Source organism: Microbacterium sp. NPDC089320, assembly GCF_040684875.1.
Taxonomy (GTDB): Bacteria; Actinomycetota; Actinomycetes; order Actinomycetales; family Microbacteriaceae; genus Microbacterium.
The window spans coordinates 234,435-255,898 of the sequence record NZ_JBFBGY010000003.1; the positions used below are offsets into that span (position 1 = coordinate 234,435).

Genomic DNA, 21,464 nt, shown 5'->3' on the forward strand with positions numbered 1-21,464 from the left:
CGAAGGGTGTACCTATCGGCCCAGGCGCGCGGTCGAATTCCGTGGTCAGTCGCTCCCCGGTGGTAGTCCACCCAGACGCCAGTCGCGACGTGAGAAAGCATAGCGGATTTCCCTGCGTCGCCGACTCTGCGCACGGTAGGTTTTGTTCATGGTCCTTCCCCATTCCATGCCCCTCGTTCCTCTTCCCGCCTCCGTCATCACCGTCGATGGTCGACTGCGCGTCTCCGACGCCATGCGAGTCGTCGGCGACTCCCCTGCCGCGGCCCCGCTGATCGATGCCGTCTCGCGCCGCAGCGGCATCCTCCTGTCGCACTCGGCCGACGACACCGAGACCGCAGCGACGATCGTCCTGCGCGTCGACCGCGGCGGCGCTCCGGAGGGATACACGCTCTCCGTCGGCGACTCCGTCGAGGTCGTGGGCGGCGACGAGGCAGGCCTCTTCTACGGCGTGCAGACGCTGCTGCAGCTGCTCCGCGAGGACGATGAGGGGTGGGCGTTCCTGCGCGCCGAGATCACCGATGCACCGCGATTCGCACGCCGCGGCGTCATGCTCGATGTCACGCGTCACTTCTTCGACGTCGACGAGGTCAAGAAGTTCATCGACAGCACCAGCGCGCTGAAGTTCAATCACCTGCACCTGCACCTCAGCGACGACCAGGGCTGGCGCATCCAGATCGACTCGTGGCCGAAGCTCACCGAGCTCGCCTCCTCGACGGCCTCACTCGGCGACCCCGGGGGCTTCTACACCAAGGACGACTATCGCGAGATCGTGGCACACGCAGCCGAGCGGCACATGGTCGTGATCCCCGAGATCGATCTTCCCGGCCACACGCACGCCATCGGCGTCGCCTACCCCGAGCTCGTCGAGGATCCGGTCATGAACGATAGCCTGATCGCCGAATCGGCACGGCTGGGCCAGCCGCTCCCCGTGGCAGGAGAGCCCTATCTCGGGTGGGGCGTCGGGCACTCGAGCGTCCGCATCCATGAGGAGCGCACCTACGACTTCGTCCGTGACGTCGTGCGCGAGCTCGCCGAGATGACTCCTGGTCCGTACATCCACATCGGCGGCGACGAGTCCCTCGGCACCCCGCAGGCCGACTTCGATCTGTTCGTGGAGCGGGCGACCGCGATCGTCTTCGAAGAGGGCAAGATCCCCGTGGCATGGCACGAGGTCGGCGCGGCGAAGGACATCGCCGCCGGCACGATCGGCCAGTACTGGGGCAAGACGACTCCCGAGGGATCGCACGCGGAGGAGGCGGCGCACTTCGTCGAGCGCGGCGGTGCACTCATCATGTCGACCGCAGACGTCGCCTACCTCGACATGAAGTACACCTCAGATTTCCCCCTCGGTCTCACCTGGGCCGCGATCATCGACGTCCGCACGGCATACGAGTGGGAGCCGACCGCCGTGCTCGACGTTCCCGAGAGCGCGATCCTCGGCATCGAGGCCCCGCTGTGGAGCGAGACCACCCGCACCCTGAGCGACGTCGAGCAGCTGGTCTTCCCCCGGGCGGCGGCGCAGGCGGAGGTCGCCTGGTCACCGCGCGTGGGTGACGGACGCGACTGGGAGTCGTTCCGCGGGCGACTCGGCGCGCTCGCTCCGCTGTGGAAGGCTGAGGACGTGAACTTCCACCCCGCAGACGGCATCCCCTGGAGCGAGCGATGAGTCCCGCTTCGACAGCGACGGGATCGCTCGTCATCCACTCGGCCCGACTGATCGACCACGGCATCGAGGTCGCGGACGCCTGGGTGCGGATGGAGCATGGCCGGGTCACCTCCCTCGGCACCGGGGAGACGTGGGACCCTGCCGACGAGGTCGTCGACGCAGCGGCCGTCGCGGGACCGGATGCCGTGCTCACGGCCGGGTTCGTCGACATCCACTGCCACGGCGGTGCCGGTGCCTCGTTCGACGACGGCGCGGTCGCGATCCGCGCGGCGCGCGCGCTGCACCGCGCTCACGGCACCACCCGATCGGTGATCTCCCTCGTCACCGCCCCGGTCGACGCCCTCGCTCGACGGGTGGCCGAGATCGCGGACCTCATGGAGTCGGATGCCGACATCCTGGGCTCGCATCTGGAAGGGCCCTTCCTCGACCCGGCGCATCACGGCGCTCACGAGCCGTCGCTGCTGCGCGCTCCGCTCCCTGACGACGTCGCTCGGTTGCTCGACGCGGGCCGCGGCACGATCCGACAGGTGACGATCGCCCCAGAACTGCCCGGTGGACTCGACGCCATCCGGACGATCGTCGGAGCCGGCTCCGTCGCCGCTGTGGGACACACGAGCGCGGATGCCGCCACGGCGGACGCGGCATTCGAGTCCGGCGCGACGGTGCTCACGCATGCGTTCAACGCCATGCCCGGCATCCATCACCGAGCGCCGGGACCGGTGCTGGCCGCGGCCGCCGATCGCCGAGTGGTGCTCGAGGTGATCGCAGACGACGTGCACCTCGACCCGCACGTGGTCAAGCTCGTCTTCGACTCGGCGCCCGGTCGAGTGGCGCTCATCACGGACGCCATGGCGGCCGCGGGCAGCGCTGACGGGCACTACGACCTGGGCGCCGTCAGCGTGACGGTCGAAGACGGCATCGCGCGCGCAGACGACACAGGGTCGATCGCCGGGTCGACGCTGACCCTCGATGTCGCACTGCGACGGGCGACCGCGGCAGGGGTTCCGCTCGCCGAGGCTGTGCGCGCACTGACCGAGACGCCTGCGAACGCGATCGGATACGGCCACCGGATCGGTCGTCTCGCGGTCGGGTACGTCGCCGACGCGGTGCTGCTGGATGCGCAGCTGCAGGTCGCGCGCGTATGGGTGGGCGACCGCCCGTAGGCCCGCGACGCGAGCGCGACGACGTACGCCTCCCTCACGGCACCTGTGCGGGTGAGGGGCCGCCGTTCCCCAGATCGGCGGCCCCGTCACATTTCCCTTCACATGCGAGAGCTGGCGGGCCGAGCGCTCCTCCCCCGAGGTGCCCGACCCGCCATGCCGGTGCACTTACCCCTTGCACCAGCGCCTGGCTCCGCCCCCCGGTGGAACCAACGGCTGTCTCTAGTGATGAGACGACGACATGGCCGATTCATTACGCGGTTTCCCAGACTTTTTTTGAAGCTGCCCTGCAGCGCCCAGGTAACTCGATGTGATCAGCGGTTTCGTTGAGGACGACAGGCCGCGACGACTTTTCGAGAAGGGGTGGCACGCCTGGGAGATTGGGGAGAGAATGGAGACGGCGCGTGATGAAAACGGGGTTCACGCGTCTCTTCATGTGGACGCGCACTCGCGCTCCGCGACAGATGGATGACAGTGGATCAGGACAGCACTTCGCACGAAGAATCGATCGCCGACGCCGATCTCGTGCTGCGCACCCGCTCGGGTGACGCGGCGGCCTTCGGCGAACTGTGGAGGCGGCACTATCCCTCCGGCATGTCCGTGGCGCGATCGATCACATCGTCCATCGATCCCGACGACCTGGTGCAGGAGTCCTACACCCGCATCTATCAGGCGATCGTCAAGGGCGGTGGACCGAACGGATCGTTCCGCGCCTACCTGTTCACGAGCATCCGCAACACCGCCGCGGCCTGGGGCCGCTCTCGTCGCGAGTCCGCCATCGACGAGCTCGACACCGTTCCCGACCCCGACAGCACCGACCAGGCGGCGAACGAGGCCCTCGATCGCAGTCTGACGGCACAGGCATTCCGCAGCCTTCCCTCCCGCTGGCAGGAGGTGCTCTGGTACACGGAGATCGAGCAGATGAAGCCCCAGGAGGCGGCGACCCTTCTCGGCATGAAGGCCGGCGCTGTCTCACAGCTCGCTTTCCGGGCACGCGAAGGTCTGCGCGAGGCCTGGATCCAGGCGCACCTGCGCAGCGCTGCGGCGGGCTCCGACTGCCAGTGGAGCATCGAGCATCTGGGCGCCTACTCGCGAGGCAACCTCAGCACCCGCGACCACAACCGACTCGAGCAGCACCTCGAGCAGTGTGCGCGCTGCATGATCGTCGCCGCCGAGGCGAAAGACGTGTCCAAGCGTCTGGCCCTCGTGCTGTTGCCGCTCGTCCTCGGCGTGACGGGTTCCGCCGGATATCTCGCCACACTGCAGGGTGGCGGCACACCGATCGTCGCGCTCGCAGCCATGCCTTCCAGCGTCACCGAAGGCGCTGTCGTCGTCACCGCCGGCGGAGCAGCCGCGGCAGGATCGTCGAGCGGCGTCGGTGGGGGCGCATCAGCCGGCGGCGGCACCGCAGCGGGCGGCGGAGCCGGCGGCACGGCGACCGGTGGCATCTTCAGTGGAGTCGGCGCGCTCGTCGGCGCCGGATCGGCAGCTCTCGTCGTCGCCGGCGTCGTGGCGGCCGCGACGATCATTCCCAGCCTCACCGGCGCGACTCCGGCAGCATCGATGCCCAGCGCCGGCGACAGCGACTCGTCCTCCATCAGCGCAGACGTCGGACCCGACGAGTCCATGTCCGACGAGAAGACGCCCGTCGTCGACGACTCAGAGACCGCGCCCGTCACACCGCCCGTCATCGCGCCCGTCGACCCACCCGTCTCCTCCCAACCGGCGGAGGACGTCGCGCCCGCGATCATTCCGCCCCCTGCTCCGGTGCAGTCGACCGCGCCGGCACCGCCCGTCGCGACGACACCTCCGGTCGACGAGGAGACCGATGACGAGACGCCCGGTGGCGACAACCCCGGAGAGACCCCCGGCGAGACCCCCGGCGGAGAGACCCCCGGCGAAACCCCCGGCGGAGAGACCCCCGGCGGAGAAACCCCCGGCGGCGAGACTCCCGGCGGAGAAACCCCCGGCGAAGAGACACCCGGCGGAGAGACCCCCGGCGGCGAAAACCCGACGGAACCCGCCGTGCCGACGACGCCGATCGAGGTCGCTCTCGCGAGCATCTGCCTCGACGCTCGCGCGGTCACCTATGTCACCGTGAATGTGTCAGGCGAACCGGGAGCAGACATCGAAGCGCTGCTCGGAGGACGCCGCGGAGGTGCCGACAGCACCTCGCTGAGCGATGCGGGGACCGCTGTCATCGAGCTGCGCCCCGGGTTCCTGCAGCTGCTTCTCGGCACGACCCTCGAGGTCCACTACGTGACCGCGGCCGGGCCGATCCTGCCGACGACCACGAGCCTCTCCGCACTCGGGGTCACCCTGGGTGCCGTGGCCCTCGCCCCCTCTTGCGAGGGCGCGGCGGCGGACCCCGCAGAGGCCGCTCCCGAGGAACCGGCCCCGGCTGACGCAGACGCTCCCGCCACCGAGCCGACCGACGAGGCCGCACCTGCCTCCCCGGTCGAGGCGGCACCCGATGCTGCGGTCGAGGCGCCGGACGCGGGCCTGCCGACGGAGAGCCCGGTGCCCGAGCCCGCCGCTCCCACCGAGCCCGCCGCTCCGGTCGTGACCGCTCCCCCGGCTGACCAGGCCCCCGTCGATGAGGCTGCCCCCGTCGACGAGAGCGCACCCGTCGATCAGTCGGCCGCAGACGAGGCCGTTCCCGCGCTCTGAGGCGTCATCGGCGGCGAATAGACTGGATCCATGTCCCAGGATCCCGCCTCCACTCCCGGCGTCGACCGCCCGACCATCACCGCCCTCGACGTCGTCCGATCGGTGGTCCTGATCGTCGCAGTGGGCACGCTCGCCCTCTGGGGATTCGCCACGTGGCCCTTCCCGTGGAACATCGTCCTCGGGATCGGGGCTCCGATCGTCGTGATCCTGATCTGGGCTCTCTTCCTCTCCCCTCGACCGGTCCTGCGCCTGCACCCGTTCCTGCGCGTCGTCGTCGAGCTGCTCATCTACGTCGGAGTCACGATCGCGTGGTGGCTGATGGACCAGCCCCTCATCGGGATCGCGTTCGCCGTGGTCGCTGTCGGCGCCGGCGTCGTGAGCGGTCGGCGTCGCATCCGATGAGTGCGCTCGAACGGCTGGTGGCCGCGCTCGGCAGCATCGTCGACACCGACGTCGCTGTCCTCGAAGAGGCCCGCGCCGACCGCTCGGGTCACGCAGCCCCGGGCAGGCCGCTCGCGGTCGTGCATGCCGAGTCGGTCGAGCACGTTCAGACCGTGATGCGCATCGCGACCGAGACGGCCACCCCGGTGGTCGTACGCGGCGCCGGAACCGGTCTCGCCGGGGCGGCGAACGGCGGCGAGGGCGAGATCGTCCTGTCCGTGCGCCGGATGACCGCGATCCGTGAGATCCGAGCCGACGACCTGCTCGCCGTCGTCGAACCCGGCATCCTCAACGCCGACCTCAATGACGTGCTCGCCGAACACGGACTCTGGTGGGCGCCCGACCCTGCGAGCCGCGCGATCTCGACCGTCGGCGGCAACATCGCGACCGGAGCGGGCGGGCTGCTCTGCGCGAAGTACGGCGTCGTGAGAGACGCCGTTCTCGGCGTCGACCTCGTGCTCGCCGACGGCCGGTTGCTGACGCTCGGCCACCGCAGCGTCAAGGGCGTGACGGGACTCGACCTGACCTCTCTCGTGATCGGCTCCGAGGGCACCCTCGGCGTGGTCGTGGGCGCCACCCTGAAGCTCCGCCGCCTGGTCGAGGGGAGGACCTGCACAGTGACGGCCATCTTCCCCGATGTGCGTGCCGCAGCGTCCGCATCCGCCGCGGTGACCGCCTCGGGCGCGCAGCCCGCGATCATGGAGCTGATGGACTCCGCCAGCCTCGCAGCCGTCGCCGCTCTGCTCGACCTCCCCTCGCCCGTGGCGGGGAGCGCGCAGCTGACCATCCAGACGGATGGCCCCGCCGCGGCATCCGAGGCGTCGGTGATCGCCGACATCCTGACGGCGCACCAGGGCATCACGGAGGTCTCTCACGACCGCGAAGAGGGGGAGCGTCTTCTGGCGATCCGTCGCGCCATGCACCCGGCCATGTCGGCTCTCGGCACCACGCTGATCGAAGACGTGTCGGTGCCCCGCAGCGCCATGCCGGCGATGTTCGATGAGATCGCCCGCATCGAGAAGGCCTACTCGATGACCATCCCGACGGTGGCGCACGCGGGCGACGGCAACCTGCATCCGAACTTCATCTTCGAGGGCACCGAGCCTCCCGCCGAGGTCTGGGCGGCCGCGGACGAGCTGTTCCGGGCCGCGATCGCGCTCGGAGGCACGCTGACCGGCGAGCATGGGATCGGAACGCTGAAGAGCCGCTGGCTGGCCGACGAGCTCGGCGACGACCAGTGGGAGCTGCAGCGTCAGATCACCCGGGTCTTCGACCCGCTCGGGATCCTGAACCCCGGCAAGGTCTTCGCGCACGATGCCTGACATCCACGTCAGCGCCGCAGTGATCGTCGACGACGCCGGACGGGTGCTCGTCGTCCGCAAGCAGGGAACGACCCGTTTCATGCAGCCGGGCGGCAAGCCCGAGCCCGGCGAGACGCCGTCGCAGACGCTGATCCGCGAGCTGCACGAGGAGCTCGGCCTTCACCTCGACGAGGCTGATCTCGAGCCGCTCGGCACCTTCGTCTCCGAGGCGGCGAACGAGCCCGGTCACCGCGTCGTGGCCGACGCGTTCTCGGTGTCCATCGCCGCCGCGGAGGTCGTGGTGCAGGCCGAGCTCGCCGAGCTGCGCTGGATCACACCCGCGGATGCCGAGACCCTGCCGCTCGCACCGCTCAGCATCGAGCACCTGCTGCCGCTGGCGTGGCCGGCGATCCGCCCCTGAGGACCGATCCCGAGGTCCGACCGGATCAGATGCCCTGCCAGCTCGGCTTGTTCGCGTAGGTGTAGCGGTAGTAGTCGGCGAGCTTCAGCCGAGAGGCGGCGGCCTCATCCACGACGACCGTCGCGTGCGGATGCAGCTGGATCGCCGATCCGGGGAGGATGGCCGACAGGGGTCCCTCGACGGCATCCGCCACGGCCTGCGCCTTGCCTTCTCCGAAGGCGAGCAGCACGAGGTGACGAGCGCGCAGGATCGTGCCCAGCCCCTGCGTGATGCAGTGCATCGGGACGTCGTCGATCGAGTCGAAGAAGCGCGCGTTGTCCTCGCGGGTCTGCTCGGTGAGGGTCTTCACGCGTGTGCGCGAGGCGAACGACGAGCCCGGTTCGTTGAAGCCGATGTGCCCGTCCGTACCGATGCCGAGGATCTGCAGGTCCACGCCTCCGGCCGCGTCGATCGCGGTCTCGTAGTCCTCGCCCGCGTGCCGGATGGTGGCCTGTGCGCCGTTGGGCACATGGATCCGTCGCGGGTCGAGTCCCAGCGGCTCGACGACCTCGCGGGTGATGACCGAGCGGTAGCTCTCGGGATGAGCCGGGTCGATCCCCACATACTCGTCCAGCGCGAAACCGCGCACCTGCGAGACATCGCGCCCCGCGAGCTCGTCGCGCAGCGCCCGGTAGACCGGAAGGGGCGTCGAGCCCGTGGCGAGGCCGAGCACGGCATCCGGACGTCCGTCGATCAGCTCGACGATCTCGGCGGCGACGAGCGCGCCTGCCGCTTCTGCGTTCGGGACGATGACGACTTCAGCCATGGGACACGGTCTCCTTCGAGGGGGTGGTTGCGCCGACGACCGCGGCCCCGAAGGCCGCAGCCGGAGAGCCGGCAGGGAGCAGTTCGATCCTGTCGTCCAGGTGCAGCGAGCGCATGAAGGGCGAGGCCTGGGCTCCGGCTTGGAGAGCGCTTCGGACGCCCGTGAAAAGCCTGTCTCCGAGCGATGTGAGTCCCCCGCCGATGATCACGCGTTCGACGTCGGCCGAGAGCACGAGCGCTCGCACCGCCGCTGCCGCGCCGTGGAAGAGGTCGGCGCGAAGGGCCACCGCCCGTTCGTCACCGGCGTCGGCAGCGTCGAGGATGTCGCGCACCGGAAGCGCACCGGGACGGTCCCAGGCGCGAGCGAGCGCGCCTCCGCCGCAGAAGGTCTCGATGCAGCCCCGCTGCCCGCAGCCGCAGAGCCGGCCGTTCGGGTCGACCGACAGATGTCCGACCTCGCCGGCGGTGCCTCTCGCGCCGCGCCAGATCGTGCCGTCGACGACGATTCCGGCAGCGACGCCGGTGCCGAGATTGAGGTACGCCATCGACCCGTCGATGCCGCGCAGCACGGCAGCGCCGAGCGCGGCGGCCTTCACATCGTTCTCGACGCGAACGGGGACGCCCAGCTGCCGACCGGCGAGACCGGCGAGATCCAACGACTCGACGCCCAGGTTGACGGCGTGGAGCACCCGACCGGTGTCGGCGTCGACGAGTCCGGGGATTCCGACGCCCGCCGACTCGACCGCGGCGCGGTCGAATCCGCCGTCGACGGCGAGCGCGTCCACGGCGTCGACGATGCTGACGACGACCGCCTCCTCGCCCCATCCGGTCGGCCGCCGCAGACGCGCGAGGACTTCCCCGTCGGGTGACACCGCGACGGCATCGATCTTGGTTCCGCCGACGTCCAGGCCCACTCGTATGGGTCGACCGGAGAGGTCGACGGCACGCGCATCCGTCATCGGATGGTGCTCCTGCTCGTCATCGGCTCGTGGACGCTGTCGCTGTCGCAGCCGCGGATCACGAGACGCCCAACTGGCTGGAGAGCACCATCACGGCGGCGCCGCGCAGGACGATGTCGTCCTGGTGGGTGCGGCGGATGAGCGCGTCTTCGAACACGCCCTCGAGCGTGCGCGCGTGCAGGGTCTCGACCGCGGCGTCGATCAGCACGCCGTCGAGAAGGTCCTCCGGACCCGAGAGCACGACCTCGGACAGGTCGAGCGCCGCGACGATCGGTGCGATCGCGATGCCCATGCGGGTTCCCGCATCGCGGAGGATCTCGTCGCGCGATCCGGGCGCAGCCGTGATGGCGGGACGCAACCGCGTCTCGCTCAGCCACGCTTCGAGGCAGCCGTCCTTGCCGCAGGCGCACCGGGGCCCGCCGTCGGTGCCGACGACCACGTGGCCGATCTCGCCCGCGGCGAAGCGACTGCCGAGCAGCGGCTGACTGCCGGTGATGACGCCGGCGCCGACTCCGCGACCGATCTTGATGAGCATGAAGTCGGCCTTCGCCTCGCCGAATGTGTACTCCGCGAGGACGGCGGCGTTGGCGTCGTTGCGCACGAGGACCGGAAGGTCGAGGTCGATGCCGAGCTTCGCCTCGAGCGGCAGGTTGGTCCACCCGAGGTTCGGCGAGCTGAGCACGACGCCGTCAGGACGCACGACACCGGGGCTGCCGATGCCGACGCCGAGGATCGGCTGCGTGGCCGTCTCGGCGAGCGCGCGGGCCAGTTCTAGCGTGGCGGCGTACGCTGCGTCGCCGTCTGCGCTCTCGGGGCGCGGCACCTCTCGGCGCTCGAGCACGTCGCCGTCGAGGCTGAGAAGAGCACCCACGAAGGCATGGGGGCCCGAGAGGTCGATCCCGATGATCTGGTGGCCGACGCGGTCGATGTCGATGAGGATCGGAGGCTTGCCAGGACCGACCGTCTCGCGCACTCCCATCTCGACCACGATGCCGTCGGAGATGAACTCCGCGACGAGGTCCGAGATGGTGACCCGAGTCAGTCCGGTCTCGCGCGAGAGGTCCGCGCGACTCATCGCGCCCGAGTGGTAGAGGGTCTGCAGCACGAGCGCGCGGTTGTGGCCGCGAGCGTGCTCCGGGAGGACCTTCGATCGGGAGCGCAGGTGGCGTCCCGGCCCGAAGGCGTGTGCGCTCGCGGCGACGTAATCTGGTGACGTCGAAGGACGCGATCCATCCGATACGGACATGTTTGTTAGTAGACCTTACGAACAAAAATTTCGCAACCCCTGCCACAGTTAGCACAGGGAGGGTTACGGAAACGTTACATTATGCCGAGAGTGCTCCGTCTGCGGCGCCCGACGTGTCCGCTAGACGCTCGACGAGGCCCGCGACTATCGCCTGCCGCGCCTCGCGAGTGAGGGGCTTCTCCGGCACCCCAGGACGCCTCTGCACGGGCGTCGGACCGTCCAGAGGACGATACCGCACCCCCGACGCGGCGAGGCGCCTGAGGTGTACGGGAAGACGGCGCGCGAACCCCTCGTACGGCGGCGGATCACCACCGTCCCACAGCCGCTCGGCGATCGCCGCGAGACGGGGGAACATCGCGAAGTCGACACGATCCCTCGTGGGGAGATGCTCGGTCCAGACGTTGGCCTGTCCGCCGACCGCGCCATCCTCGATGCGCAGCGTGTACGCCTGCTCGATCGACAGCGGAGGACCGACACGGATCGGCTCCTCCCCCGACTCGGACTGGGGATAGTCGAGATACACCTCGAGATCGGGGCACGCGATCACGGGGATGCCGCGCCTCAGCGCTTCGCGCATGGCGACGGGACCCCGCCAGGCGAGGATACGCACACCGTCGGGGACGTCCCCCTCGAGCACCTCATCCCAGGCGAGTGCGATGCGCCCGCGACTGCGGACGTGGGAGACGAAGTGGTCGGTGAACCAGGGCTGCACGTCATGGGGGGTCGCCAGACCCAGCTCACGCATCCGCTCCTGGGCAGCCGCACTCTGCGCCCACTCGGTCACCGGCACCTCGTCACCGCCGATGCCGATCCACGGCGAGTCGAAGACCTCGCACAGAGCATCGATCGCCGCACGTCCGAAGGCGAGCGCGGCATCCGTCGGAGCGAGAGTGCGAGGGTTCACGCCGAACCGGGCCCACGGCGCGAGTGCGGGCTCCCCCGCATCCGTGTTCCCGAGCGCGGGGTACGCCGCGAGCGCCGCCTGCACGTGCCCGGGGAGCTCGACCTCCGGCACGACGGTCACGAATCTGTCGGCGGCGTAGGCGACCAGGTCGCGCAGCTCGGCACCCGTGTAGTGGCCCTCGTGCACTCCCGGTTCAACCGTGGCGAGGGGCCCGTGGCCGCGCTGCGTCTCCTCGCGGCGAGCGCCCACCTCGGTGAGACGCGGATAGCCCGGGACCTCGAACCGCCACCCCTGATCATCGGTGAGGTGGAGGTGCAGCACCGTGAGATGGTGGTCGGCCATCAGATCGACCAGTCGTCTCAGATCCTCGACCGGGCGGAAGTGCCTCGCGACATCGAGCATGACTCCCCGCCAGGCATGGGCCGGGGCGGACTGCCACGTCCCTGCCGGGATGCGAGCGCGATCGGAGCCCGGCTCCCGCAGCTGTCTCAGCAGAGTGACTCCTCGGAAGACCCCTGCGGGGCTCGCACCGGTCACGTCGATTCCGCGAGCGGTCACCGTCACGCGGAAGGCCTCATCGCCGACGCGGCCTCGCGCGAACGACTCCCCCGCGAGGGGCTCGTCGACGCTCAGCGTGATCGCGGGACCCGCATACACGCCATCAGGATGCTCGCCGAGACGGGACGCGCTCGTGGCGAGCGCGTCCGGGGCCACCACCGGTGTGCGGGCCGTCCATTCGAAGGGCTCGACCGTCGGATCGATCACCGACGGGATGCTCGGAACCGTGGAGCGATGCGCCGAGGGCGTCCTGCGCAGTGCCCGACCCGGCGTGGTTCCGGACGCGTGGCCGGCCAGCACCACCGGCACGCCGCCGACGAGCACCTCCTCGATGCCGATCGGTGCCCGGTGCGGCGCGTCGAAGGTCGCCCCCGCCTCGATGGTCGCCGGATCGAACAGCACCAGGTCGGCGGTCGCTCCCTCGCGGATCACGCCGCGAGGCGCGTCGCCACGGTCGAGTCCCAGGCGCATCGCCGGCGTGCCGGACAGGTGCTGCACAGCCTGCTCGAGGGACAGCACCCCGAGCTCACGCACATAATGCCCGAGATAGCGCGCAAAGGTGCCTCGCCCGCGGGGGTGCGGCCTCGCGCCGATCAGGATCCCGTCGCTGCCGCCGCTGTGCCGGGGGTGCCGCATGATCGTCCGGACGTTCTCCTCATCGCCGATGTGCATGAGGATGCCGGTCGCACCGCCATCCGCGAGGATCGTGTCGAGGACCACGTCGACGGCGCGTCTGCCGGACGCTGCGGCGATCTCCTCCACCGTGAGTCCGACGAGGCCGGCGAGGTCGGACGACGAGGTGCCGGAGATCTGGATCGCCGACCAGTCGGCACGCTCTCCGTGGAATCCGTCGCAGCCGATCTCCTCGAGCTCGACGCGCACGGCTTCACGTCCTGCCTCGTCGAGCGCGGCGATGGTCGCGAGCAGGTCGCCGCTCTCGGCGAGCCGACTCGGCAGCAGGGCAGCGAGCGTGGTGGCGCCCGGAAGGTACGGATACGTGTCGAGGGTCACGTCGACGCCGTCGGCGAGTGCCTCATCGACCAGAGCGAGGAGCTCGGACGCGCGCCCGCGGTTGGGAGCGAAGTTCATCGTCGCGTGAGTCAGATGGATCGGGCAGCCGGTGCGGCGCCCGATGTCGAGCGCCTCACGGTAGGCGTCGAGGGCGCCCCCGCCGTAGCTCCTCGTGTGAGGTGCCCAGTACCCGCCTCTCTCGGCCACGACCCGGCAGAGCGCCTCCAGTTCAGCGGTGTCGGCGTACATTCCGGGGGTGTAGGTCAGCCCGCTCGACATGCCGAACGCTCCTGCATCGAGCGCCTCGCCGAGGATCTCGGACATCGCCGCGATCTCCGCAGGAGTCGCTGCGCGATTCTCGTGACCGACCACCATCATCCGCAGGTTGCCCTGAGGCACGAGGACCGCGGCGTTGCCCACCGACGTCGAGTCGATCGCGGCGAGCAGATCATCCATCGAGCGCCACGGGACGGAGGGCGGCATGCCGTTCCAGCCGGCGATCTGGGCGGGGATCACGGCGGCGGTCGCATCGTCGAGCGGCGCGTAGCCGAGTCCGTCCTGGCCGAGCACCTCGGTCGTGACGCCCTGCAGGATCTTCGCGTCGTGGGCCGCTCCCTGCAGCACAGCCAGCTCGCTGTGCGCGTGCATGTCGATGAAACCGGGGGCCAGCGCCCGCCCCGCAGCGAAGACCTCGACCGCATCCGCGGGCAGTTCCAGATCGCTCTCGTCGCCCTCGCGGATCACTGCGACGATCCGAGCCCCCTCGATCGCGACATCGGCCACGAACCGCTCCGCCCCGGTGCCGTCGATGACCGTGGCTCCTCGGTAGACCCGCACGGGCTTCTCGGTGCTCAGAAGCATGTCGCGACCGCTCCGATCACACGAGGGTCCGCCGCGTCGGGGTCGTCGATGACAGCGACGACGCGCCACTTGTCGAAGGCCGTGCAGGGGTGCGACAGCCCGAGCCGCACGACGTCGCCGACCGCGACACCCGCGCCGTCGGCGAGAGCGAGGAACGCGTGCTGGTCGTTGAGCGCCGTGATCCGCCCCCCGACCGACTGCGGAATGGGCAGGTCGAGGTCGAACGGCACATCTCGGCGTCCCGCATCCAGCAGCGCGAGTCCCTCTTCGGGGTGCGAGACGACGCGTGACCAGGCGTGCATGGCGGAACGCAGCGGCGCCGTCGAAGTGAGAGGGCCGAACGGCGACATGCGCGAGTAGAAGCCGTCGTCGTGAATCTGGAAGGCCCCCGATCGGAGCACGATGTCGGCATCAGCGCCCTGCGGGGCCAGGATCGCCGCCGCGCGGTCGGGAAAAGCGCTGCCTCCTGCGGTGAGCACGGGCCGCACATCGGGCGTGTACGGGAGGCGGCGGTGCAGGTCGACGAGAGTCGACAGGTACGCGTCGACAGCGGCGACCGAAGCCTGCTCCCGATCGGGACCGAACGGCCCCTCATAGCCTGCGACTCCGGCCAGCCGCAGACCGGGCGCCGCGAGGATCGCCTGTGCGATGCGCTCGCCCTCCTCCACGCTGCGGGCACCGGTCCGCCCGCCGCGCCCGCCGAGCTCGACGAGCACGTCGAGGGGACGCTCGGCACCGTCGAGTGCGTCACCGAGGATGTCGACGGTCTCCACGGAGTCGGCCCAGCAGAGGATCCGCAGATCACTGTCCGCGGCGAGCAGTTCCCCCAGATGGCGAGCCGCGGAGCGATCCGTCACGGCATTCGCGATCAGCACGGTCGAGACGCCCGCCTCGATCGCGACCTCCGCCTGCCACGGCGTCGCGACGGAGATGCCCCAGGCTCCCGCATCGAGCAGCCTCTGCCAGAGCGCGGGCGCCATCGTCGTCTTGCCGTGCGGTGCCAGGGCGACTCCCTGCTGCGCAGCCCACGCGAAGACCGTCGATTCGTTGTGCGCGAGCGCCGCCTCATGCACCGTCAGAACAGGTGTCACGAGGTCGGAGAGGTGCAGACCTGCGCCGGCGACCTCCGTGAGCCGCTGCCCCGAGGTGTGCGCGGGAAAACCCTTCGCCCAGGTGCCGAGTACAGGATCGGGGATTTGTAGAGGCATCTAACAAGGCTACTAGGCTGGTCGCATGACCGCGAAGATCCGAGTGTCGACCGACGCCGCCCCCGCTCCCGCCCACACCTTCTCGCAGGGCATCCGAAAGGGCCCGATCGTGCAGGTCTCCGGACAGGGCCCCGTCGACCCCCAGACGAACGAGTACCTCTTCCCCGGCGACGTCGCGGCTCAGACCACGCGCACGCTCGAGAACGTCAAGGCGATCGTCGAGGCCTCGGGCGCGACGTTCGACGATGTCGTGATGCTGCGCGTCTACCTCACCAAGCGCGAGGACTTCGCGATCATGAACGACGCGTACGGCGCCTTCGTGACGGCGCACACGACGAGCGGAGTCCTTCCGTCGCGGACGACGGTCTTCACCGGTCTCCCGCGTGAGGAGATGCTGGTCGAGATCGACGGCCTCGCCGTGGTCAGCGACTGATCAGCAGGGAGTTCCGCAGATCCGCGGACCGTTGCCTCCCCGTTATACGCGATCGCGTAGCATATCGCTTAGGACACGTGAGAAACCGGGGGGTGAGTTCGTGACCGATCTGATCTCAGCGCAGGATGCGAAGACCGAGAAGCTGACCGAGGCACCCGCCTCCGGCGACCAGCCGCACACCGTCGCGCCCGGCGACGCACCCACCGACTCCCAGCCGCCGAGCGACGGCGACCGAGAGCTCGCGTGGGCGCCGATCGAACCGGCGCCCAAGAAGAAGCGGCTCGGCCTGTGGATCGGCCTCGGCGTCGGCGCGGTCGTCGTCGCCGCCGGTGCGGCGTCGATGATCCTGATCGCACCCGGCACCACTGTCGCGGGGATCCCCGTCGGCTGGCTCACACCCGGCGCTGCCGCCGAGACCATCCAGAGCCATGTGGCCGAGACCGAGGTCACTCTCACGGGCGCGGGCGGTGACACCGTGCTGACAGGTGCCGATCTCGGGGCCGAGATCGATGCGACCGCCCTCGCCGACGCCGCTTTCGCCGAGCGCCCGCTCTGGAACGTGACGGCATGGATGGGCGAACCCGTCGCAGGCGAGATCACCCTCGACCCCGCCACGGCCGAGGCCGCGCTGCGGGAGGCGGTGCCGACGAGCTTCCAGGACGCCGTCGATGCCGGCGTCGTCTTCGATGCCGCAGGCGGAGGCTACGCGATCACCCCGTCGGCCACCGGAACGGCCGTCGACCTCGACGGCCTCACCGCCGCCATCGTCGACACGATCGCGGACGGAGGCACGAGCCTCGAGTTCTCCGGCGATCCCGCCGAGGCAGCTCCCGCGATCACCGACGAAGACGCCACGACCTTCGCGACCTCGCTGAACACCATGCTCGGTTCGATCGGTTTCTACATCGGCGACGAGCGCACAGTGCCCGTCGACCCAGCGACCGCCTCGACCTGGTTCTCCGTCGTCGACGATGACGGAGAACTCAGCATCGTGGCCGACGAGGCAGCGATCCAGGCGACGATCGATGGGCTCCCCGCAGCGGTCGACAGGGCTCCGGTCACCGCGACGAACATCGTCGATTCCGCAGGCGAAGTCCTCCGCACAGAGACCGAGGGCGTCAGCGGCCGCGCGCTCGGCGACACCTCGACCCTCGCATCCGACGTCGCGACGAAGCTCGCTGCCGGCGAGGGCGTCTTCCCGATCCAGGTCACCGAGACTCCGTTCGAATCCGTCAACCTGGTGCGCAAGATCGATGTCGACCTCGGGTCGCAGACCGCGACGCTCATCGAGAACGGCGCAGTCGTGCGCTCCTGGGCGATCTCGTCGGGCAAGAGCGCGACGCCGACCGACACCGGCAACTTCCGGGTCTACGCCCACGTGCGCGAGCAGACCATGAAGAGCCGCGAGCCGGACGGATCGATCACCGAGACGCCGAACGTGCCCTGGGTCACCTACTTCAACGGTGACGAGGGGTTCCACGGAACCTACTGGCACAACGACTTCGGAACCCCCCGCAGCCACGGCTGCGTGAACATGCCGATCGATGTGGCCCGGTACGTCTACGAATGGTCCCCTGTGGGCCTCGAGGTCGCGGTCCACTACTGATCTCGGCGGTCGCCGCGGACGGCTCGCCGGCATACGCGCCGCGCATTCCACGGCGGATGACGCGAAGAAGGGGCCGGATGCTTTCGCATCCGGCCCCTTCTTCGTGATCGGCGTCAGCTCAGCGCGTCGACGATGCCGTTCAGCGTGGTGGACGGGCGCATGACCGCCGCGACCAGCGCGTCGTCGGGGCGGTAATAGCCGCCGATCTCGACGGGCGTGCCCTGCACGGAGTTGAGCTCGGAGACGATCTTCTCCTCGTTCTCCGCGAGCGTGGCAGCGACCGGCGCGAACGCGGCGGCGAGCTCGGCATCCTTCGTCTGCGTCGCCAGCTCCTGCGCCCAGTACAGACCCAGGTAGAAGTGGCTTCCGCGGTTGTCGATCGTGCCGAGAGCGCGGCCCGGGGAGCGGTCCTCTTCGAGGAACGTGCCGGTGGCGGCATCGAGTGTCTCCGCGAGGACGCGGGCCTTCTCGTTGCCGGTGCGGTCGGCGAAGTGCTCGAGCGACGCGGCCAGCGCGAAGAACTCGCCCAGCGAATCCCATCGCAGGTAGTTCTCCTCGACGAGCTGCTGCACGTGCTTGGGGGCCGATCCGCCGGCACCGGTCTCGAAGAGCCCGCCGCCTGCGAGCAGCGGGACGATCGAGAGCATCTTCGCGCTGGTGCCGATCTCGAGGATCGGGAACAGGTCGGTGAGGTAGTCACGCAGCACGTTGCCCGTCACCGAGATCGTGTCGAGGCCGTGGCGCATGCGCGCCAGCGTGTAGCGGGTGGCCTCCTCGGGCGCGAGGATCGTGATCGTGAGGCCCTTGGTGTCGAGGGTCGCGAGACCCTGGTGCACCTTGGCGATGATCTGCGCGTCGTGCGAGCGGTTGGCATCGAGCCAGAACACCGCGGGCACGCCCGTGGCACGGGCACGAGAGACGGCGAGCTTGACCCAGTCCATCACCGGGATGTGCTTCGTCTGCGTCGCGCGCCAGATGTCTCCGGCGCCGACCTCGTGCTCGATCAGCACGGTGCCCTCGCTGTCGAGCACCTGGACGGTGCCGGCGGCGGCGATCTCGAACGTCTTGTCGTGGCTGCCGTACTCCTCTGCCGCCTGAGCCATGAGGCCCACGTTCGGCACGGTGCCGATCGTGGCGGGGTCGAGCGGACCGTTGGCGATCACGTCGTCGATCACGGCCTGGTAGACGCTCGCGTACGAGGAGTCGGGAATGACCGCGAGCGTGTCGGCCTCTCCGCCGTCCTTGCCCCACAGCTTGCCGCCGTTGCGGACGAGTGCAGGCATCGACGCGTCGACGATCACATCGCTCGGGACGTGCAGGTTCGTGATCCCCTTGTCGGAGTTCACGTACGAGAGACGCGGACCCTCGGCGATCGCCCTGTCGAAGGCTGCGGCGATCTCGTCGCCGCCGGCGATGTCGCCGAGGCCGGAGAGGATCGACCCGAGACCGTCGTTCGGGGTGAGACCCGCGGCGGCGAGCTTGTCGCCGTACTGCGCGAACACGTCCGCGAAGAAGACCTTCACGACGTGACCGAAGATGATCGGGTCGCTGACCTTCATCATGGTGGCCTTGAGGTGCACCGAGTAGAGGACGTCGTCGTTCTTCGCCGTCTCGAGCGTCTCGGCGAGGAAGGCGTCGAGGTGCGCGGCCGAGAGGAACGTCGCGTCGATGATCTCGCGCGGCAGGACCTTGAGTCCCTCCTTGAGGATCGTCACCGTGCCGTCTGCGGCGGTGTGGCGGAAGCTCAGGACGTCGTCATGGGCGGCGACCCAAGAACGCTCGTTGTGCTTGAAGTCGTCGTGACCGAGAGTGGCGACGCGAGTCTTCGATCCCTCGGCGAACGGCTTGTTGCGGTGCGGGTGCTTCTTGGCGTAGTTCTTGACGGCCAGAGGCGCCCGGCGGTCGCTGTTGCCCTCGCGGAGCACGGGGTTGACCGCGGAACCCTTGATGCGGTCGTAGCGGGCGCGGACGTCCTTCTCTTCGAGGGAGGCCGGTTCGTCCGGGAAGTCGGGGATGTCGTAGCCCTGGGCCTGCAGCTCGGCGATCGCGCCCTTGAGCTGCGGGATCGAGGCAGAGATGTTCGGCAGCTTGATGATGTTGGCCTCGGGGAGGGTGGCGAGTCCGCCGAGCTCGGCGAGGGAATCGCCGACCTGCTGCTCCGGGGTGAGCTTCTGCGGGAACGCCGCGAGGATGCGTCCGCCGAGCGAGATGTCGCGGGTCTCGACCTCGATACCCGCCTGCCCCGTGTAGGCCTTGATGATCGGCAGGAAGGAAGCGGTGGCGAGAGCCGGAGCCTCGTCCGTGTAGGTGTAGATGATGGCGTCGTCGGTCACCAGGAGGTTCTCCGTTCGCGAGGGCATATTTGTCTCGATACCAAGATACCTGAGGCGCTCCCGGCGCACGTTCGCCAGTGGGCGGCGCCGCCATCGACTTCCGGCATGCCGCAGACGTGCACCCCTGACGAAAGTCGAGGTTTCTGCGCGACGACCCATCTGAGGGGCTAGCCTGTGACTATGTCCGAACTGCGCATGGTCGAACTCTCCGCTGCGACGATCGTCGCCGTGAACAACATGTCGCTCAAGCCCGGACAGGAGCAGTTCCTCGCTCCGGTGTCCTACGGCATCGCCGCGACCGTCATCAACCCGCAGACCTCCTGGCAGCGGGTCGTCCTCGACGGCGACCAGGTCGTCGGATTCGTCAGCGCGAACTTCGACGCCGACGCTCCCGAGGAGCACTTCCGCTCCGTGCTGTGGCGCATCAACGTCGACGCCGACGATCAGGGCAAGGGCGTGGGTCGCTTCGCAGTGGAGCAGCTCATCGAAGAGGCGCGCACTCGCGGCTTCGATCACGTGAACGTCATCTACGAGGCCGGCGAAGACGGACCGGAGGCCTTCTTCCTCCGCGTCGGCTTCAGCCCGGTCGGCGAGACCGAGTACTCCGAAGTCATCGCCCAGATCCGCATCCCTTCGTAGACCGGCGGCGGGGTCTCGAATCCCCTCCCCCATCGAGGCTCCGTCGCCCTCGGCCTATTTCGTCGCTCCTTGGAACAAAATAGTGGTGCGGAGCACTAAGCTCGTACCATGTCCCTCTCGTCGACCTGGTCGTGGCCGGCCCTGCACGACGCGCAACGCAGCGTGCTGCTGGAAGTGCTCGTTCACGGCTCCCGTTCGCGCGCCGAACTCACCCAGCGCACGGGCATGTCCCGCGCATCGCTCTCGCGGCTGTCCCGGGACCTCGTCGACCTCGGCTTCGTCGTCGAGGGCGAGGCCCAGGCCCGCCCGGGGCGCGGGCGACCGTCGGAGACGCTGCACGTGCGGGCCGAGGCCGCCCAGTTCGCCGGGATCAAGCTCACCGGTGACGCGCTCTACGCCGCGGTCGTCGATCTCTCGGCATCCGTCATCGACACGGTGGAGCATCCGCTGCCCTCTCGCGAGGTCGACGACGTCGTCGATCTGATCGGCACGGTCGTCGCAGACCTCCGCCAGGTCCACCCGCGAGTCTCTGCCGTCGGCGTCTGCCTCGCGGGTGACGTGGTGGGCGACGAGGGTCACCGCCGCATCGTCGGATCGCACTTCCTCGGCTGGGAGAACGTCCCCCTGGCCGACCTCGTGAGCGACCGATGCGGCCTTCCGGCCGAGATCGGCAACGACGTGCAGTCCCTCACCGCTGCGCACCACTGGTTCGGCGCCGGCCGCGGAGCCAGCTCTCTCGCCCTCATCGGCCTCGGCGCGGGCATCGGAGCGGGCCTCGTGATCGGCGAGGAGCCGCTGCGCGGAGCGCACGGCCATCCCGGCAAGGTCGGTCATCTGCGGGTCTCCGACACGGGTCCCACCTGCGACCGCGGCCACGTCGGGTGCGCGTCGGCATTCGTCACCATCCCGGCCATCGAGCGCCACGCCGGCGGCCGGCCGTTCGACGATGTCCTCCGTGGCGCCGCTCAGGGGGATCCCGCAGACGTCGAGGTCATCGGCAGCGCCATCCGAGCCCTGGGGGTGGTGATCTCGAACCTGGTCTGCATCGTCGACGTCGAGAAGGTCATCCTGACGGGTGAGGGCCTGCCCCTCGCCCAGTCGTTCCCCGACCTCCTCGCCGCCGCCATCGCGGATGCCCTCGATCCTGCCGCCGAGCTCCCGTCCGTGCTGCTGCACCCCTTCCAGTTCGCCGACTACGCCTGGGCGGCGGCCGTCAGCGCCATCCGCCTGGTCCTCTGACAAG

At 69.6% G+C, this 21,464-nt stretch carries 16 protein-coding genes and 1 riboswitch; of the genes, 10 read left to right on the top strand and 6 right to left on the bottom strand.

Features of this window, described 5'->3' with window-relative positions; genetic code table 11:
- Positions 1-11: 11 nt before the first annotated feature.
- Positions 12-96, bottom strand: a riboswitch (ZMP/ZTP riboswitch).
- Positions 97-148: 52 nt separating this feature from the next.
- From AB0N61_RS09695 to AB0N61_RS09720, 6 genes are all read left to right on the top strand, one after another.
- Positions 149-1,666: a family 20 glycosylhydrolase gene (locus AB0N61_RS09695; protein WP_363363527.1), complete on the top strand. Its 1,518-nt coding sequence runs from the start codon at positions 149-151 to the stop codon at positions 1,664-1,666.
- Entirely contained in the window at positions 1,663-2,829 is a 1,167-nt protein-coding gene (gene nagA, locus AB0N61_RS09700) for an N-acetylglucosamine-6-phosphate deacetylase (protein WP_363363528.1), read from the top strand. Before AB0N61_RS09695 ends, nagA begins: the two co-directional genes overlap by 4 nt.
- Before the next feature lie 471 nt (positions 2,830-3,300).
- Complete coding sequence (locus AB0N61_RS09705) at positions 3,301-5,496, top strand: sigma-70 family RNA polymerase sigma factor (RefSeq protein WP_363363530.1); 2,196 nt, start codon at positions 3,301-3,303, stop codon at positions 5,494-5,496.
- A gap of 30 nt (positions 5,497-5,526) precedes the next feature.
- On the top strand, positions 5,527-5,898 hold the full coding sequence (locus tag AB0N61_RS09710) for a YrdB family protein (RefSeq protein WP_363363532.1): 372 nt from the start codon (positions 5,527-5,529) through the stop codon (positions 5,896-5,898).
- A complete protein-coding gene (locus tag AB0N61_RS09715; RefSeq protein WP_363363533.1) occupies positions 5,895-7,259 on the top strand; it encodes an FAD-linked oxidase C-terminal domain-containing protein in 1,365 nt (454 codons plus the stop codon). The genes AB0N61_RS09710 and AB0N61_RS09715 overlap by 4 nt, the downstream gene beginning before the upstream one ends.
- On the top strand, positions 7,252-7,659 hold the full coding sequence (locus AB0N61_RS09720) for an NUDIX domain-containing protein (protein ID WP_363363535.1): 408 nt from the start codon (positions 7,252-7,254) through the stop codon (positions 7,657-7,659). Before AB0N61_RS09715 ends, AB0N61_RS09720 begins: the two co-directional genes overlap by 8 nt.
- A gap of 25 nt (positions 7,660-7,684) precedes the next feature.
- Here the strand turns inward: AB0N61_RS09720 and nagB are convergent, their stop codons facing one another.
- The 5 genes from nagB to AB0N61_RS09745 all read right to left on the bottom strand — a co-directional run bounded on the left by nagB (position 7,685) and on the right by AB0N61_RS09745 (position 15,210).
- Positions 7,685-8,464 carry a glucosamine-6-phosphate deaminase gene (gene nagB / locus AB0N61_RS09725; protein WP_167946259.1) on the bottom strand — a complete coding sequence of 260 codons (780 nt, stop codon included), beginning with the start codon at positions 8,462-8,464 and terminating at the stop codon, positions 7,685-7,687.
- Entirely contained in the window at positions 8,457-9,422 is a 966-nt protein-coding gene (locus AB0N61_RS09730; protein ID WP_363363537.1) for an ROK family protein, read from the bottom strand. The genes nagB and AB0N61_RS09730 overlap by 8 nt, the downstream gene beginning before the upstream one ends.
- A gap of 58 nt (positions 9,423-9,480) precedes the next feature.
- Positions 9,481-10,668 carry an ROK family transcriptional regulator gene (locus AB0N61_RS09735; RefSeq protein ID WP_167946257.1) on the bottom strand — a complete coding sequence of 396 codons (1,188 nt, stop codon included), beginning with the start codon at positions 10,666-10,668 and terminating at the stop codon, positions 9,481-9,483.
- Between the two features lie 79 nt (positions 10,669-10,747).
- A complete protein-coding gene (locus AB0N61_RS09740) occupies positions 10,748-14,002 on the bottom strand; it encodes a family 20 glycosylhydrolase (RefSeq protein ID WP_363363540.1) in 3,255 nt (1,084 codons plus the stop codon).
- Complete coding sequence (locus tag AB0N61_RS09745; RefSeq protein ID WP_363363542.1) at positions 13,993-15,210, bottom strand: alanine racemase; 1,218 nt, start codon at positions 15,208-15,210, stop codon at positions 13,993-13,995. The genes AB0N61_RS09740 and AB0N61_RS09745 overlap by 10 nt, the downstream gene beginning before the upstream one ends.
- Before the next feature lie 25 nt (positions 15,211-15,235).
- Between AB0N61_RS09745 and AB0N61_RS09750 the strand changes: the two genes are divergently transcribed.
- The gene (locus AB0N61_RS09750; protein WP_167946251.1) at positions 15,236-15,643 is read left to right on the top strand and encodes a RidA family protein; all 408 of its coding nucleotides are present in this window, start codon (positions 15,236-15,238) and stop codon (positions 15,641-15,643) included.
- Between the two features lie 100 nt (positions 15,644-15,743).
- On the top strand, positions 15,744-17,249 hold the full coding sequence (locus AB0N61_RS09755) for a L,D-transpeptidase family protein (protein ID WP_363363545.1): 1,506 nt from the start codon (positions 15,744-15,746) through the stop codon (positions 17,247-17,249).
- A 113-nt stretch (positions 17,250-17,362) separates the two neighbouring features.
- Here the strand turns inward: AB0N61_RS09755 and AB0N61_RS09760 are convergent, their stop codons facing one another.
- Positions 17,363-19,582 carry an NADP-dependent isocitrate dehydrogenase gene (locus tag AB0N61_RS09760; protein ID WP_363364230.1) on the bottom strand — a complete coding sequence of 740 codons (2,220 nt, stop codon included), beginning with the start codon at positions 19,580-19,582 and terminating at the stop codon, positions 17,363-17,365.
- A 180-nt stretch (positions 19,583-19,762) separates the two neighbouring features.
- Here AB0N61_RS09760 and AB0N61_RS09765 point away from each other — a divergent pair, with 180 nt between their 5' ends.
- On the top strand, positions 19,763-20,221 hold the full coding sequence (locus AB0N61_RS09765) for a GNAT family N-acetyltransferase (RefSeq protein ID WP_363363546.1): 459 nt from the start codon (positions 19,763-19,765) through the stop codon (positions 20,219-20,221).
- A 108-nt stretch (positions 20,222-20,329) separates the two neighbouring features.
- Entirely contained in the window at positions 20,330-21,460 is a 1,131-nt protein-coding gene (locus AB0N61_RS09770; protein ID WP_363363547.1) for an ROK family transcriptional regulator, read from the top strand.
- The last annotated feature ends 4 nt before the right edge of the window (positions 21,461-21,464 follow it).

Coding starts and splice junctions, on each gene's coding strand:
- AB0N61_RS09695 (WP_363363527.1), top strand. CDS start 149: ATGGTCCTTCCCCATTCCATGCCCCTCGTTCCTCTTCCCGCCTCCGTC.
- nagA (WP_363363528.1), top strand. CDS start 1,663: ATGAGTCCCGCTTCGACAGCGACGGGATCGCTCGTCATCCACTCGGCC.
- AB0N61_RS09710 (WP_363363532.1), top strand. CDS start 5,527: ATGTCCCAGGATCCCGCCTCCACTCCCGGCGTCGACCGCCCGACCATC.
- AB0N61_RS09715 (WP_363363533.1), top strand. CDS start 5,895: ATGAGTGCGCTCGAACGGCTGGTGGCCGCGCTCGGCAGCATCGTCGAC.
- AB0N61_RS09720 (WP_363363535.1), top strand. CDS start 7,252: ATGCCTGACATCCACGTCAGCGCCGCAGTGATCGTCGACGACGCCGGA.
- nagB (WP_167946259.1), bottom strand. CDS start 8,464: ATGGCTGAAGTCGTCATCGTCCCGAACGCAGAAGCGGCAGGCGCGCTC.
- AB0N61_RS09730 (WP_363363537.1), bottom strand. CDS start 9,422: ATGACGGATGCGCGTGCCGTCGACCTCTCCGGTCGACCCATACGAGTG.
- AB0N61_RS09735 (WP_167946257.1), bottom strand. CDS start 10,668: ATGTCCGTATCGGATGGATCGCGTCCTTCGACGTCACCAGATTACGTC.
- AB0N61_RS09740 (WP_363363540.1), bottom strand. CDS start 14,002: ATGCTTCTGAGCACCGAGAAGCCCGTGCGGGTCTACCGAGGAGCCACG.
- AB0N61_RS09745 (WP_363363542.1), bottom strand. CDS start 15,210: ATGCCTCTACAAATCCCCGATCCTGTACTCGGCACCTGGGCGAAGGGT.
- AB0N61_RS09750 (WP_167946251.1), top strand. CDS start 15,236: ATGACCGCGAAGATCCGAGTGTCGACCGACGCCGCCCCCGCTCCCGCC.
- AB0N61_RS09765 (WP_363363546.1), top strand. CDS start 19,763: ATGTCCGAACTGCGCATGGTCGAACTCTCCGCTGCGACGATCGTCGCC.
- AB0N61_RS09770 (WP_363363547.1), top strand. CDS start 20,330: ATGTCCCTCTCGTCGACCTGGTCGTGGCCGGCCCTGCACGACGCGCAA.